Below are 16,280 nucleotides of genomic sequence, written 5' to 3' on the forward strand. Positions count from 1 at the left end.
TGTATTTCATGCAATAAAATGTCATCGCGTTTAATTACCAATTACCTCTCTGGAAAAAACAAATCATGTGAAAACAAGCTGTAAACAGTGTCAAAAATTAACTTACAAATAGGTTAAAACGACTATTTTAAGCATTAAGGAAGCATGGTTTATGCTAAATGATGTTCAATCATTGATCGAAGCACGGCAAATCGCCTATCAATTTTCTGGTGAAACAACGTCGCTATTTTCTGGTATCGATATATTTTTAAATGCAGGACAACATGCATTAGTTGGGCGCAATGGTATTGGTAAATCCTGGCTGGCATCAATACTGGCACAGCAGATCCTTCCCACAGACGGTAGTGTAAAACATTTTTGTAGGGTGGGTTATTTGTCACAAGGTTTAACACCTTTTTCCGGTAATGTCGCAGATATGCTGGGGTTAACCAAAATCATGAGCGCCAATGAACGTGTCCTTGCTGGCGTTGGTGATGAAGCAGATTTTGATGCTATGGAAGGAAACTGGGATTGGCAATTTCAAACTGAGTCTTTACTAGCAGAAGGTGAACTCAATCCAGGCGTATTAAATCAACCGGTTAATTCCTTGAGCGGTGGAGAACAAACACGGATCAGGTTGTTGGCGCTGAAACGTCAAAGCGCAGGTTTTATGATTCTGGATGAACCAAACAATCACCTTGACCGACAAGGTCGCCTTTGGCTGGCTCAGTGGTTAAGTGCTTTTGATGGCGGAGTTCTGCTGGTTACCCATGATACCCAACTATTACAGCATGTATCGGTTGTTTACGAACTCAGCGGATTAGGGTTATCCCGCAGTATCGGTGGATGGAAAACCTGGCTGGAAAGTAAAGAACAACTACGGCTGGGCATTCAACGTGAAGTGGATCAAACCCAAAAAAGCCTAAAACAAGCCTTACGTGATAAGCAAAAAGATCATGAAAAGAGTAGCAAAAGGCAAAGTCAGGGGAAGCAACGGCGGAAAAATGCCAATCAGGCTAAAATCCTGCTTGATCACGCATTAGGACGCTCAGAAGCAACACTATCACGGATAGCAAAACAGAATGAAGAGCGATTGCAACACAGCTCTTCATTAGCTACAGAAGCCAGAGCAAAACTCGAAATTATCGATCCGCTGTCAATCGCTGTTGCGACTCCGCAAGCAGCAACTTCTCCGTTACTCTATCTTCAGGATGTCATTCTGCCCTTCGGCTTCGGTACACCCATCAGTTTAACCATCAATAATGGTGATCGCTTGGCTATCACTGGTAAAAATGGTAGCGGAAAATCCACCTTATTAAAGGTAATGACGGGTTCACGGGTTCCGAAACAGGGTATCTGTCGTATCACTCCGTCACACAGTCTGATGGATCAGCATTTTTCGTTCCTTGATAAAAACCAATCTGCACTACATAACTTTCAATTACAGTCACCAGGCTGGACAGAAGATCGTTACCGTACCCGGTTGGCGCAATTGCGTATTCGCGGTGAGGAAGCCTTGAAACCTGTCGGTTATCTCAGTGGAGGAGAACAACTTAAAGTCGCGCTGGCTTGCCTGTTTTGTGGGCCATATGCACCTGCCCTACTGTTATTAGATGAACCAGATAACCATCTGGATATTGAATCACGTGAGCTGCTGCAAAAAGCGCTACATGATTATACTGGAGCGGTAGTACTCATTTCCCACGACGATAAATTCATTGAAAATGTAGGCAATATGCAGGAATTAATATTATGACAAAACCCTCAAATCTATTTCTTAAGCAAGTTCCATTGAAGAATGTTTTTGCAGAATAAGATCTAAGGGTTTTCGATAAATTAACCCGTGCCAGTGGTAACTGAATTCACCACTGGCCGACTTTTTTGCTTATAAACTCACTCTACTTATAAGCGACCGTGGCAATGCTTATATTTTTTGCCAGAACCACATGGGCAAGGATCATTGCGTCCAACTTTACGCTCTCCCGTTGCCATTTGAGCTTCGGCTTTTGACATCAACGCACCCTGTTCAACTTCATGGCTCAAATGTTGTTGTTTTGCCAAACGTTCAGCTTCTTCACGACGCTGCTGTTCAAGCGCCTCAACTTCTTCCGGCATTCTAACCTGGACCTTGCTCAAGGTACTGATCACTTCATATTTCAATGATTCCAGCATATTGGCAAACATGGCAAAAGATTCGCGTTTATACTCCTGTTTTGGATCTTTCTGGGCGTAACCACGCAAGTGAATGCCTTGGCGGAGGTAATCCATCGCCGCCAAATGCTCTTTCCACAAAGTGTCCAGAGTTTGCAACATGATGCCTTTTTCAAAGTTACGCATCATTTCTGCACTGACAATTTCTTCTTTTTGCTTATAAATTTCGATCGTTTTTTCAAGAATACGTTCACGCAATGTTTCTTCGTGCAATTCAGGCTCTTTGTCCAACCACTCTTTGATTGGCAGATTCAAATCGAAATCGTTGATTAAACGTTCTTGCAATCCTTCAATATCCCACATTTCTTCCAGTGATTGCGGTGGAATATGAGCATCAATGGTTACCTTGAAGACATCTTCGCGGATGCTGGTGATGGTTTCGCTGACATCACTCACATCAAGCAAGTCGTTACGTTGAGCATAAATAGCCCGCCGCTGATCGTTCGCAACATCATCATATTCCAGCAACTGTTTACGAATATCAAAGTTACGGCTCTCAACTTTACGTTGAGCATTCGCAATCGCTTTCGTCACCCATGGGTGTTCAATGGCTTCCCCTGGCTGCATACCCAGTTTACGCATCATACCGGTCACACGATCGGAAGCAAAAATGCGCATTAAGGAATCTTCCATTGATAGGTAGAAACGTGAAGAACCCGCATCACCCTGACGGCCCGCACGACCACGTAACTGATTATCTATACGCCGTGATTCATGACGCTCCGTACCAATAATGTGTAGGCCACCCGCAGCCAATACTGCATCATGGCGTTCTTGCCATTCTGCCTTGATTTTCTCGATTTGTGCTTCAGTTGGCTCTTCCAATTTAGCGACTTCCGCCTGCCAACTGCCCCCCAACATGATGTCTGTACCACGTCCTGCCATGTTGGTTGCAATCGTCACTGTACCAGACTGGCCGGCCTGCGCGATGATGTCAGCTTCCAATGCATGAAATTTTGCGTTCAGAACGTTATGTGCAATACCCGCTTGCGTTAATGCGTTAGCCACAAGTTCTGATTTCTCAATCGAGATTGTCCCCACCAAAACAGGCTGACCACTGCTTGTCCGTGCTTTGATGTCTTCAATGATTGCCTCAATTTTTTCCGCTTCTGTCATATAGACCAGATCCGGTAAATCCTGACGGATCATTGGGCGATTGGTTGGAATAACAATGGTATCTAATTTATAAATGGAGCTGAATTCAAAAGCTTCCGTATCCGCTGTTCCTGTCATCCCCGCCAGTTTTTCGTATATACGGAAATAGTTCTGGAATGTGATTGAAGCCAGCGTCTGGTTTTCATTCTGGATCTCGACACCTTCTTTCGCTTCCACAGCTTGGTGCAAGCCATCAGACCAACGACGTCCTTGCATGGTACGCCCGGTATGTTCATCAACGATGATAACTTCACCCTCTTTGACGATATAATCAACATCGCGGGTAAACAGGGCGTGAGCGCGCAGAGCCGCTGTTACATGGTGCATCAGCATAATATTGGTCGGTGAATACAAGGATTCGCCTTCATCCATCAATTTGGCATCCGCCAATAACTCTTCAATCAATACCAGGCCACGCTCTGTCAGGTTGACTTGACGTGTTTTTTCATCAACAGAGAAATGCCCTTCACCCTGGAAGGTTTCTGAATCCTCTTTTTCCTGACGAACCAGTTTCGGGATCAGCTTGTCTACTTTGATATAAAGCTCAGAACTGTCTTCCGCCGGTCCTGAAATAATCAGGGGTGTACGGGCTTCGTCGATCAGAATCGAGTCAACTTCATCCACCAATGCATAGTGCAATTTGCGTTGGACTCGCTCTTCTGGGCTAAATGCCATATTGTCGCGCAAATAGTCAAAGCCAAACTCATTGTTAGTACCGTATGTGATATCCGCAGCATAAGCTTCACGTTTTGCCGGTGATGGCATACCCGGTAAGTTAATACCGACACTTAAGCCAAGGAATTCAAACAGCGGACGGTTATTTTCAGCATCGCGCTGTGCCAGGTAATCGTTCACGGTAACAATGTGAACACCTTTGCCACTTAGGGCATTAAGATAAGCCGGTAATGTTGCGGTCAGTGTTTTACCTTCACCTGTACGCATTTCCGCTATGCAGCGTTCATTCAAGACCATCCCGCCCAATAACTGCGCATCAAAGTGGCGCATACCAAATACACGTTTACTGGCTTCACGCACAGTAGCAAACGCTTCGGGCAGAATTTTATCCAGTGATTCTTTCTCGTTAAAACGGGCACGAAATTGCTCTGTTTTCGCTTTCAACTCTTCATCAGAGAGTTTTTCAAAGTCCGGTTCCATACGGTTGATCTCATCAACCACTTTACGCAAACGGCGCAAGGTACGGTCATTGCGGCTACCAAAAATTTTTGTCAGTAATTTAGTCAGCATAATTAGTACATCTCAGATAGGGCTATTGTTGTAGCCAATCAATCATTTCTTAAAAATTGGCTTATTAAACTTAACGTTAAATAAGCCAGCAGTATTAAAGCAGAAATAGATGATTGGGCGTTGGCCCTGCCCTAATTCCCTGAACTTTTGCGATCCAGAGAGCTGGAGTATGGGTATCAGGAAGCACAGCATCAACCATCGCAACATCTGAGATAATTTCTTCAAATGGCATTGGTGCTTGTGTCAGCATGGCATGCAACGTATCCAGCATAAGTCGTTGCATGGAGGGAGAAGAAATCCGGGTACTTTCTTTTGCGCCTTCGTACTTGATTGGCTCTGCCACCGAAAAAGCAAAAGAAAGTTGACGGATCACATTACGAACGGCATGTTGCTGCCAATAATTTAAATAATTAGTGGGTTGGCGCTGGACACTTTTTAATTGGAGTAAATGTAATTTAAATAAGTGCTCAAAAGAGGAAAATACCGGGTGACGGCTTCCCTGGGCAGAAGAAGTATTTGTATGATGCAGGCTTTCTGCCACGCCAGCGAAAACAGTAGGAACACCAATTCCTGTAGCAACCATGCCCAGTAAAAGGTGAGACCAAAAATAACGCCTACCAAATTGTCGCCAAAGATTTAAAATACTCATTAATCCTTCATTAATAAATACTGGAACTGCCCTATTATGCGAGATAGCCGCCCACAATCACTGGATAAGCTGTTTGAAGACGCGGCAACTGTCGGAAAAAGCCCACTTCAAATGATCCAACAACATGCCATCGCATTACTGAAACTCAACCGTGCCGTTCTCAGTTTGCTTCCTGCACAATTGCACCCGTGGTGCAGGGTCGCTAATTATCGCAAACAAATTCTGGTACTGGAAGCCGGAAATGCCAGCTGGATGACCCGGCTGCGCTATGAAATTCCTGTCTTGCTCTCTACATTGAGAAGCGAAATTCTACCATCTTTATCCTCAATCGACATCAGGATTAACCCATCATTAATGGTTAAGTGTGATAATAATGAACAAAGATTCTCAAAATTATCAACCAAAGCATCCAGTAATGATAATCAGGAATTACCAAAGCGCCAGCTCACTCGTGAAAGCGCAAAAACATTAATGATGTTGGCTGAAAATAGCCCTGAAAAATTGAAAAAGAGGCTAGAGCGGTTGGCTGCGCTGGCCGGAGAGAGTACCAGTACAGCCAAAAAGAAGCGTTAACGCTGAATAAAAAACATCAGAGAAAGAAGCGTGATAGATAACATAACCCATTGGGGCATCATAGGAATGTTCTCAACATTCTTTATCAATACACATGTCAGCCATTATGCCAACACCAGTGATGGTGCGCGGAAAGCCAATGGCATTTCAGCTTCATCTTCAAATGTGACAAATTCCCAGGCGCTTTCCTGTGCTAAAACAGTTTGCAGTAACTTGTTGTTTAGTGCATGGCCTGATTTAAACGCAGTAAAGGCACCAATGATATTATACCCACACATGAATAGATCACCGATGGCGTCCAACATTTTATGGCGGACGAATTCATCTTTAAAACGCAAACCATCTTCATTGAGTACACGGTAGTCATCAACGACAATCGCACAATCAAAGCTGCCACCGAGACACAAGCCTTTAGATTGCAAATACTCAATATCACGCATAAACCCGAACGTACGCGCACGACTAATCTGGCGAACAAATGAATCCGCAGAGAACTCCAGCCCATAGCGCTGGGTACCCGCATCAATCGCCGGATGATTAAAGTCGATGGTAAAATCCAGGCTGAAACCATGATAAGGCGCCAATTCAGCCCATTTATCACCGTCTTCCACACGGACGCTTTCTTTCATTCGCACGAATTTCTTCGCGACATTCAGCTCTTCAATACCCGCATCCAATAACAGGAAAACAAACGGGCTAGCGCTGCCATCCATAATCGGGATCTCTGGTGCATCGACTTCAATAACAATATTATCGATCCCTAAACCTGCCAACGCTGCATTCAAATGTTCAACTGTTGAAATACGCACATTATGCTCATTCACCAGACAAGTACAGAGCATAGTATCACGCACAGATTTGGCATCTGCCGGAAAATCAACCGGAGGATTCAAGTCAGTACGACGATAGATGACCCCGGTATTAGCCGGCGCTGGACGCATTGTCAGCGTGACTTTTTTACCGGTGTGCAAACCGACGCCGGTCGCTTGAACAATACGTTTTAGTGTCCTTTGTTTGATCATCGTTTATATCTCGCAATGTTACTTATCCCGCCAATCACTATAATGTATGACTGGCAGGATAGTTTAACACAAAAAGCGGAGAAGCCAATTTTTTAGCAATTAATCAGCCTGCTTACGCAAAAATGCAGGAATGTCCAGATAATCAGGCTCTTTGCCCGTATGTGCATTTTGGTCATTGACGACTTTTGCTACCGTTTTGTTCTCATCAGACAATGAAGAGATTCCGCCAGATATCTGCTGGTAACGGCGCTCCATCGGATTTGTCTGAGGAGCTTTGTTATTGGTCACCAGGGTGATTTCTGGGCGTTTGTCCATGCCAATGCCTGTTGCCACAACGGTTACACGCAGCTCATCATTCATATCTGGATCCAGTGATGTCCCGATAACCACCGTTGCATTATCAGAAGCAAATGCACGGATTGTGTTACCAACTGTTTCAAACTCATCCAAACGCAGGTCAAAGCCCGCTGTGATGTTAACCAAAACGCCACGGGCACCAGAAAGATCAATATCTTCCAACAATGGGCTGGAGATAGCCATCTCTGCAGCTTCTTCCGCACGATCTTCACCTTGTGCAATACCTGAACCCATCATGGCATAACCCATTTCCGACATCACGGTACGAACGTCAGCGAAGTCAACGTTCATCAGACCTGGGCGGGTGATCAGTTCAGCAATCCCCTGAACCGCGCCTTTCAGAACATCATTGGCTGCACCGAATGCATCCAACAGAGAAATACCTCGTCCCAGGACTTTCAATAATTTGTCATTTGGAATTGTGATCAGTGAGTCCACATGCTTGGACAGTTCAGTGATCCCTTGTTCCGCGAAGGCCATCCGTTTTTTGCCTTCGAAATTAAATGGCTTAGTGACAACAGCAACGGTCAAAATGCCAAGCTCTTTGGCAATTTCGGCTACAACAGGTGCAGCACCCGTTCCCGTGCCACCTCCCATACCAGCGGCAATAAACACCATGTCTGCACCTTCCAGTGCTGTACGCAGTGATTCGCGGTCTTCTTCCGCAGCAGTACGACCAACTTCCGGGTTCGCACCAGCGCCTAATCCTTTTGTAATGCCGTTGCCAATCTGGATAGTCTGACCAACAGCCGTCTTACGCAGTGCCTGAGCGTCCGTGTTAACAGCAAAGAAGTCAACACCTTCAATGCGCTCACGCACCATGTGCTCCACAGCATTACCGCCGCCGCCGCCGACGCCGATGACTTTAATCACCGCGTCGTTGGTTAATTCCAGTGGTTCAAACATAATTTCTCTCCGTTTTGTGCCTTTATAACGAGACCTGCGACTTTGTCATGGTCTCTGTATAAAAAATCAAAATTCTTTTTTCAGCCAGTGGCTGACTTTCTTAAACCAGCCACTCACTGACGTTCTTTTATCGGCATCGGAATCTCCGCCAAGGTGGGATTCTTTGCCATAATGCAGAAGTCCAACCGCTGTTGAGTAGCAAGGCTCCTGCACATAATCTGTCAATCCAGTGATGTTCAGAGGGCGGCCAATGCGAACCTGGGTATGAAATACCCGTTGAGCACATTCGGCCAGACCATCAATTTGGGCTCCTCCCCCGGTCAGGACAATCCCTGCCGCCAGGTGGTGTTTCACTCCCTGCTGCCGCAATTGCTCCTGCAATCGCAATATTTCATCATTAACTAAATTCAGCAGTTCGGTATAACGAGGTTCGATAACTTCAGCCAGTGTTTGACGTTGCAAGCTACGAGGAGGGCGTCCTCCCACACTTGGAACTTCTACACTCTCATCCTTACTTACTATCGAACCCAATGCGCAGCCGTGACGAACCTTGATGGTTTCAGCATCACTTGGAGGAGTACCAAACGCATAAGCGATATCACTGGTCACCACATTGCCTGCATAAGGAATCACCTTGGTATGACGCAATGCACCGCCAGTATATACAGCGATATCCATCGTCCCGCCGCCGATATCAACGACACAGACGCCCAATTCACGTTCATCTTCTGTTAACACAGCATAACTTGCTGCCAATCCTGCAAAAATAAGTTGATCAACTTTCAATCCACAACGTTCAACAGCTTTTACAATGTTTTTCGCCATGTCGTTATGGCAGGTAATCAAGTGGACTTTTGCCTGCATACGCACACCAGAGAGTCCAACCGGATTTTTGATCCCTTCCTGATAGTCAATCGCGTATTCCTGTGGGATCACATGCAAAATACGGTGTTCATCACGAACACGAACTGACTTAGCTGTATGAACAACACTGTCCACATCATCCTGTGTAACTTCTTCTTCTGAAACCGGCACCATACCAATTTCGTTCTGGCAACTAATATGTTTGCCGGAAAGCGCCAGATAGATTGAAGATATCTGGCAATCCGCCATGAGTTCAGCCTGATCAATGGCACGCTGTACGCACTTGACAACCGACTCAAGATCGTTGACACCGCCTTTGTCCATGCCGCGGGATGGGCAACTTCCTACTCCGATAATATTAACCATACCATCGGGCAGAATTTCACCAACCAGGGCAGATACCTTTGCTGTACCGATTTCAAGGCCAACTACTAATTTTCTGTCCGTTGATTTGATCATCGTTATTCTGCCTGTCTCTGTATTATTACCAGTCACTGTTTGTTTTCTTGCCTGCTCATTGAAACCGGCGTATCAGTTAATAAAGGCGCCCAACCTACCGCAGCACCACTGTCATAACGTAGGTCAACATAGGCCACACGTTTTTCAGTGTTTCTCAACAACACAGGATAAAGTTCAACAAAACGTTTCATTCGTTCTATTTTCTCTCGATTTCCTAGCTCTAAACGGATATCGTTATCTAATATCAGTTGCCAGGAATTACGCGCTGTCATGATCACTGCTTTCAGTTTCATCTGGTGTTTTTCAAGAAAAGTCGCCATTGTGTGGTATTCATTCAATGCGTCTTTTTCTTTGCCTTCTGGCCCATACAACATCGGATACTGGTCATTTGCATTGCGCTCTATAGGTAAGCTAAATACCCGGCCTTCGGCATCCAACAGTCGGGTATCATTCCAGCGCGCATAAGGTACGTATTCTACCAGATGTATTTTAAGTTCATCAGGCCATTGTTTGCGAACAGTGACCTGCCGGATCCATGGCAATTGTTCAATCTTTTCCTGAATGACGTTGACATCCTGAGTCATAAATGTCCCGGGAGAACCCAGGGATAAAATAGTCTGTCTTACGTCATCATTCGTGGTGTAATGGCGCTCACCAGTCAGTACCAGCTTTGAGAGTGGTAATCTGCTAGGATCTTTCATCCAGTCCAGTGTCATCCAGCCCCCCCATATGATGGTGCCGACGACCATCAAGAAAAAGATAATCCCTGCCAGGTAGTAACCATTACTAGGACGAAATTTCTGTATTTCACCCTCCCGCTCCCGGCTATTCCGGGCTGCCTGCGACATATTAATCAGCCAACTCCAAAATTCTCACTACGAGTTGAGAAAAACTTAATCCAGCCTGACGCGCAGCAGTTGGCACAAGGCTATGGCTGGTCATGCCAGGGGAAGTATTCGCTTCCAACAGGTAGAAATTACCATTCCCATCGTCCATGATATCGACTCGCCCCCAGCCATGACATCCCAGCGCTTTATACGCCTTTGAGGCGATATCTAATAATTCTTGTTCTTTTTCTGCACTCAAGCCGCTTGGACAAAAATATTGTGTTTGGTTGGAAATATATTTCGCATCGTAATCATAAAATATATTTGGAGCCTGAATACGGATGGAAGGAAGAGCTTCATCTCCTAAAAATCCGACGGTATATTCAGGGCCAAAAAGCCACTTTTCAACCAACACATCAGTATCGTATTTAAATGCCAGCGCCAATGCGCTACGCAATTCGGCATATTCACTCACCTTAGTCATCCCTACGCTGGAGCCTTCCAGATTCGGTTTAATCATTAATGGCAGACCTAATTCTTGAACATACTCTTTGAGTTGAAAATCATTAAGTTGTTCAAATTTTAGAGAATTAATGACGACATAAGGTGCAATAGGCAGTTTTGCGCCCAGCCAGAGTTGTTTTGTGCGCAATTTATCCATTGACAAGGCTGATGCCATCACTCCGCTGCCGGTATAAGAAATTTGCAAAAACTCCAACAAACCTTGCAACGTACCATCTTCACCACCGCGACCATGCAGTGCGATAAAGACTTTATTGAATCCTTCCTCTTTGAGTTTAGTCACATCAAAGTCTTTTGTATCAATTGAATAAGCATTAATGCCTGCTTCCTTCAGCCCTGCCACAACCGCATGTCCTGATTGCAATGAAACTTCGCGTTCAGCGGAAGTTCCGCCCAACAGAACAGCAACTTTATCAGCCATGATGTCCTCCCTCATAAAAAGATGGCTGCAATTTTGTTTCAGCCAAATTGCGCGCTATTTTACCGATATTGCCAGCACCCTGTACCAAAACTAAGTCATTGTTTTCTATCACCTGTGACAGAATGGTTGAAACTTGTTCAGGTTCTGATACAAAAATCGGGTCCAACTTGCCACGACTGCGGATAGTACGGCATAAAGAACGGCTATCCGCGCCTGGGATCGGCGTTTCACCAGCGGCATACACATCCAACATTAATAGAACATCTACCTGACTCAGAACATTGGCAAAATCATCATATAAATCACGCGTTCTGGTATAACGGTGTGGCTGGAATACCATGACAATACGCTTATCCTCCCAACCCGCTCGTGCCGCTTTAATCGTGGCATCAACTTCTGTTGGATGATGGCCGTAATCATCAACCAGCATCACGCTCCCTTCTTTGCCATTGATATGTTTAAGAGGAAAATTCCCCAGAAAATCAAAACGGCGTCCGGTTCCCTGAAACTCAGCCAGTGACGCCAAAATAGCGGTATCATCAATGCCTTCTTCTGTTGCCACGGCAACTGCGGCAGTTGCATTCAGCGCATTGTGACGGCCGGGGGCATTTAAAATCACATGCAAATCCGGCAAGTCAGTTCGGCTGATGGTGAAAAATCCCTGAGCCCCTTTTTGCTCATAATGAGTAATACGAACGTCTGCTTCCTCACTGAAACCGTAGGTCGTGATATAACGCCCAATTCGGGGAACCAGTTCTTTCACGACAGGATCGTCAATACACATAACCGCACGCCCATAAAATGGCAGGTTATGCAGGAAATTAACGAACGTTTGCTTTAGGTTTTCAAAATCCCCCTGGTAGGTATCCATGTGGTCAGCTTCAATATTAGTGACAACCGCCATCATGGGTTGCAAATGCAAGAATGAAGCATCACTTTCATCTGCTTCTGCAATCAGATAGCGGCTGCTACCTAATCGAGCATGTGTACCCGCCGCTTTGACTAACCCACCATTCACAAAGGTAGGATCAAGCCCCGCCTGCGCATAAATGCCAGCAATCATCGCCGTCGTCGTGGTTTTTCCATGCGTTCCCGCAATCGCAATACCGTGGCGATAACGCATAAGCTCTGCCAGCATTTCCGCACGGCGGATCACGGGGATCCTCGCTTCACGCGCCGCCACAATTTCGGGGTTTTCTGCCGAAATGGCCGTGGATGCCACGACGACACTGGCGTCCCGCACATTTTCTGGACGGTGATTAAAATAAATAGTTGCACCCAGTGCGATCAATTGCTGTGTGACAGGATTGGGGGCCAGATCAGAACCACTTATCTGATAACCTTCATTAGCCAACACCTCGGCGATACCACCCATGCCAGCACCGCCAATGCCAACAAAGTGGATATGCCTGACTTTTCTCATTTCAGGCACTGAAGCTCTTAATTTCGCCAACTGTTGTGTATTCACGTTTTACTCTTCACTCGTTATGTTTACATCACCGTTCTACCTGGAACGGCCTGAATGATTCTCTACAGCATCGTTCAACGCTGCTGCTACACGCTCAGTTGCATTAATGATGGCTACTGAGCGTGCTTTTTCTGCCATTTCCAGCAATTGTGGGCGTTGCCACTGAATTAATAAGCCTACGACAGCATCAACCGTAAATTCGGGCTGTTCGAGTATCTTTGCGGCTCCCGCTTTTTCCAGTGGCAAGGCATTCCAATATTGCTGGCGATCTTTATGCTGGAAAGGAACAAAAATCGCCGGTAAGCCTGCGGCGGAAACCTCACTGACCGTGAGTGCACCAGAACGACATACGACAATATCAGCCCACGCATAGGCCTGCGCCATATCATCAATAAATTCAGTCACTTTGAATTCAGATTTAACCGAATTTTCATATTGTTTCTGCGTCTCTTCCCTGGCACCCTTGCCTGCCTGATGCCATAAAGTGATTTTATTGCCCAAGTGAGCAGCGACTTCTGGCATAATTTGGTTCAAGACCCTGGCTCCCTGACTACCGCCAATAACCAGTACCCGAACAGGCCCTTTACGCCCGGCCAAACGCTGTATTGGCTCTGGCAATGCCAATACATCCTCCCTTACAGGATTGCCAACAACCGGCGCATCAGGGAATGCCCCTGGAAATGCCTGTAAAACTGTTTTGGCAATTTTGGCTAACCAGCGATTCGTCAGCCCCGCAATACCATTCTGCTCATGCAGTACAACCGGAATGCCACACAACCAGGCCGCTATACCACCAGGCCCAGAGACATAGCCTCCCATCCCCAGCACAACATCAGGCTGATAACGACGCATAATGGCTTTTGCCTGTCGAATGGCCTTAAAAATTCGCATTGGGGCCGCAAACAACGCTTTGATCCCCTTGCCCCGCAAGCCTGAAATCTGAATAAATTCGATATCAATGCCATGCTTCGGCACTAAATCAGCTTCCATGCGATCCGCAGTTCCCAACCAGCGAATATCCCACCCCTGCTCTTTTAAATGGTGGGCAACGGCCAGCCCGGGGAACACATGGCCGCCCGTACCACCCGCCATCACCATTAAACGCCGGTTATTGCCACTCATTTAGGGCTCCTTACAAACGCCTGTGCTTTTGCCAGACGGACTTCATAATCAATGCGCAACAACAAGACGATGGCCGTTGACATCACGATCAAACTAGAGCCACCGTAACTGACTAAAGGTAATGTTAATCCCTTGGTTGGCAGCATACCTGCCGCCGCACCAACGTTAATGAACGCCTGAAAGCTGAACCATATGCCGATGGCACAAGCCAAAAAGCCAGAAAACCGTTGATTAAGTTGCAATGCCCGACGACCGATCATCATTGCGCGGAAAGCGACGAAGAATACCATTGCCAGCACTAAAACCACACCGAAATAACCCAATTCTTCGGCCAGAATGGAGAAAATAAAGTCAGTGTGGGCTTCCGGCAGGTATTCAAGTTTTTGGACTGAATTTCCCAGCCCTTGCCCAAAAAAGTCGCCACGACCAAATGCCATTAACGATTGGGTTAACTGATAACCACTGCCAAAAGGATCTTCCCACGGATCCAGGAAAGAGGTCACCCTGCGTATACGGTAAGGTTCAGCAACAATCAGTACGCACACGGCAAATATTCCGCAACCAATAATGGCAAGGAACTGCCACAATTTCGCGCCAGCCAGAAATAGCAGTGCCAAAGTTGTCACAAATAACACAACCACGGTCCCTAAATCAGGCTGTGCCAGCAACAATATCGCCAATGCAACCATGACACCCATCGGTTTGAAAAATCCCCAGAAGTTGTTTCTGACTTCCTCAACTTTTCTAACCAAATAGCTGGAGAGATAACAAAAGAGTGATAGTTTCGACAATTCCGCTGGTTGAATACGTAACGGGCCTATCGCTACCCAACGTGACGCCCCATTGACTGAACTTCCCACAAACAGCACCACAACCAGCATCATGATTGTTACTAATAACATGACGTTGCTGTAACGCTGCCAGAAGTCCATCGGAATGCGCAACGTAATCAGGGACAAGAAAAAACACAGTGACAAATAAATGGCATCACGTCGTGCAAAGATAAAAGGATCCTGGGCAAGGCGCTGTCCAACGGGCATTGATGCCGACGTCACCATGACAAAGCCAATCACTGCCAACCCTAATATCATCCAGACCAGGGTACGATCATACATAACGGTATCTGTGGCATCGGCTTCCACATTTCCCGTCAACCAAGTTTTAAATTTACCAAGGCCCGGAATGGTCATCAGCCTAACTCCTCTGCCAAACGGGCAAATTCATGACCACGATGTTCAAAACCATTGAACTGATCGAAGCTCGCACAAGCGGGTGACAGCAGTACCATGTCGCCAGAAACCAGCTTGGGTGCAATTTCTCTTATCGCCTGTTCCATTGTTTCCGTCAGTGTTGCAATTTCCGGGCGCAATTGTGCTAGCTGCCCTCCATCACGACCAAAACAGTAAAGGCGAATATGATCCCCTGATATATAGGGTTTCAGTGGGGTAAAATCTGCCGCTTTTCCATCTCCCCCCAATAAAAGATAGAGTGTCCCTTCCGGCTTCAATCCACTAAGTGCCGCCTGGGTGCTGCCGACGTTGGTCGCTTTAGAATCATTCACCCAACGAACACCCTTTCTCAAGTGAATCACCTGAAAACGGTGTTCCAGCCCGGCACAGGTACGTAAAGCCTGAAGGCTGGCCGCACGAGGAATGCCTACAGCATCTGCCAGTGCTAACGCTGCCAAGCCATTGGTATAGTTATGTAGCCCGGCCAATTGCATTTCACGGGTTGCCAGCACCGGATGTTGATTGACCACCAGTTGTTGCTGTTCACTATCAAGCCGATAATCACCACCAGCCACACCAAAGCTGATACAACGGCTATCTTTGCCTGTTTCTGGTAATGTCAGCGCATCCTGTTCATTGACCACACACGTTTTTGCCTGATTGTAAATGTGCAACTTCGCTGCCCGATACTGTGCCAACCCTTTGGGATAACGAACCATGTGATCTTCGGTTACATTCAGTACCGTCGCTGCCGCAGCTTTCAAGCTATATGTTGTTTCAAGCTGGAAACTGGACAGTTCCAGTACATAGAGCTGACAGGGCTGTTTCAGCAATTCCAGTGCCGGGACACCAATGTTGCCCCCCACACCAACCTGCCACCCCGCAGCTTTCGCCATTTCGCCAACCAGAGTGGTCACGGTGCTTTTACCATTTGAACCTGTAATGGCAACGATCGGCGCAGTCGCTTCGCGGCAAAACAGCTCAATATCGCCGATAATTTCAACACCCGCATCAGCCGCCGCTTGCAATTCAGGCGTTGCCAGGGCAATGCCCGGGCTGGCAACGATTAAATCGGCATCCATCAACCCTTGTTTGTTCAGGCTGCCTGTGTGACATTCGACGCTATCAGGCAGCTTATCGCTGCCCGGTGGCACTATACGGGTATCCATCACACGCGGGATCACGCCACGTGTAATAAAAAAGTCAATGCAGGACAGACCTGTCAGCCCTAACCCAACGATGACGACTTTTTTACCCTTGTATTCTGTCAT

13 protein-coding genes are annotated in these 16,280 nt (G+C 46.5%); 2 read left to right on the forward strand and 11 right to left on the reverse strand.

The features are described 5' to 3' along the window. Positions 1-151 precede the first annotated feature (151 nt). Entirely contained in the window at positions 152-1,735 is a 1,584-nt protein-coding gene (locus ABLA76_RS01625) for an ATP-binding cassette domain-containing protein (protein WP_348986616.1), read from the forward strand. A gap of 146 nt (positions 1,736-1,881) precedes the next feature. Here ABLA76_RS01625 and secA read toward each other — a convergent pair whose 3' ends face one another. Continuing rightward, a complete protein-coding gene (gene secA, locus ABLA76_RS01630; RefSeq protein ID WP_348986617.1) occupies positions 1,882-4,590 on the reverse strand; it encodes a preprotein translocase subunit SecA in 2,709 nt (902 codons plus the stop codon). A 94-nt stretch (positions 4,591-4,684) separates the two neighbouring features. Further along, positions 4,685-5,239 (reverse strand): secA translation cis-regulator SecM, encoded by a 555-nt coding sequence (secM, locus tag ABLA76_RS01635; protein WP_348986618.1) that lies wholly within the window; start codon positions 5,237-5,239, stop codon positions 4,685-4,687. 36 nt (positions 5,240-5,275) lie between these two features. Here secM and ABLA76_RS01640 point away from each other — a divergent pair, with 36 nt between their 5' ends. Beyond that, positions 5,276-5,812, forward strand: a complete 537-nt coding sequence (locus ABLA76_RS01640) for a DciA family protein (RefSeq protein WP_285808353.1) — start codon at positions 5,276-5,278, stop codon at positions 5,810-5,812. 104 nt (positions 5,813-5,916) lie between these two features. On the opposite strand, the gene lpxC is transcribed toward ABLA76_RS01640, so the two are convergent. The 9 genes from lpxC to murD all read right to left on the reverse strand — a co-directional run bounded on the left by lpxC (position 5,917) and on the right by murD (position 16,280). Further along, positions 5,917-6,834 (reverse strand): UDP-3-O-acyl-N-acetylglucosamine deacetylase, encoded by a 918-nt coding sequence (lpxC, locus tag ABLA76_RS01645; protein WP_047767679.1) that lies wholly within the window; start codon positions 6,832-6,834, stop codon positions 5,917-5,919. Positions 6,835-6,933: 99 nt separating this feature from the next. Then, complete coding sequence (gene ftsZ, locus ABLA76_RS01650) at positions 6,934-8,097, reverse strand: cell division protein FtsZ (RefSeq protein ID WP_047767678.1); 1,164 nt, start codon at positions 8,095-8,097, stop codon at positions 6,934-6,936. 66 nt (positions 8,098-8,163) lie between these two features. Next, on the reverse strand, positions 8,164-9,420 hold the full coding sequence (ftsA, locus tag ABLA76_RS01655; protein WP_047767675.1) for a cell division protein FtsA: 1,257 nt from the start codon (positions 9,418-9,420) through the stop codon (positions 8,164-8,166). Between the two features lie 32 nt (positions 9,421-9,452). After that, the gene (ftsQ, locus tag ABLA76_RS01660; protein WP_348986619.1) at positions 9,453-10,268 is read right to left on the reverse strand and encodes a cell division protein FtsQ; all 816 of its coding nucleotides are present in this window, start codon (positions 10,266-10,268) and stop codon (positions 9,453-9,455) included. Between the two features lies 1 nt (position 10,269). After that, positions 10,270-11,190, reverse strand: coding sequence for a D-alanine--D-alanine ligase (locus ABLA76_RS01665; RefSeq protein ID WP_348986620.1), 921 nt, complete (start codon positions 11,188-11,190; stop codon positions 10,270-10,272). Then, positions 11,183-12,658: a UDP-N-acetylmuramate--L-alanine ligase gene (gene murC / locus ABLA76_RS01670; RefSeq protein WP_348986621.1), complete on the reverse strand. Its 1,476-nt coding sequence runs from the start codon at positions 12,656-12,658 to the stop codon at positions 11,183-11,185. Before murC ends, ABLA76_RS01665 begins: the two co-directional genes overlap by 8 nt. A gap of 36 nt (positions 12,659-12,694) precedes the next feature. After that, positions 12,695-13,780 carry an undecaprenyldiphospho-muramoylpentapeptide beta-N-acetylglucosaminyltransferase gene (gene murG / locus ABLA76_RS01675; protein ID WP_348986622.1) on the reverse strand — a complete coding sequence of 362 codons (1,086 nt, stop codon included), beginning with the start codon at positions 13,778-13,780 and terminating at the stop codon, positions 12,695-12,697. Further along, complete coding sequence (ftsW, locus tag ABLA76_RS01680; RefSeq protein WP_047767669.1) at positions 13,777-14,970, reverse strand: cell division protein FtsW; 1,194 nt, start codon at positions 14,968-14,970, stop codon at positions 13,777-13,779. Before ftsW ends, murG begins: the two co-directional genes overlap by 4 nt. After that, entirely contained in the window at positions 14,970-16,280 is a 1,311-nt protein-coding gene (gene murD / locus ABLA76_RS01685) for a UDP-N-acetylmuramoyl-L-alanine--D-glutamate ligase (RefSeq protein WP_348986623.1), read from the reverse strand. The genes ftsW and murD overlap by 1 nt, the downstream gene beginning before the upstream one ends.

The organism is Xenorhabdus sp. SGI240 (assembly GCF_040081915.1).
Taxonomy (GTDB): Bacteria; Pseudomonadota; Gammaproteobacteria; order Enterobacterales; family Enterobacteriaceae; genus Xenorhabdus; species Xenorhabdus bakwenae.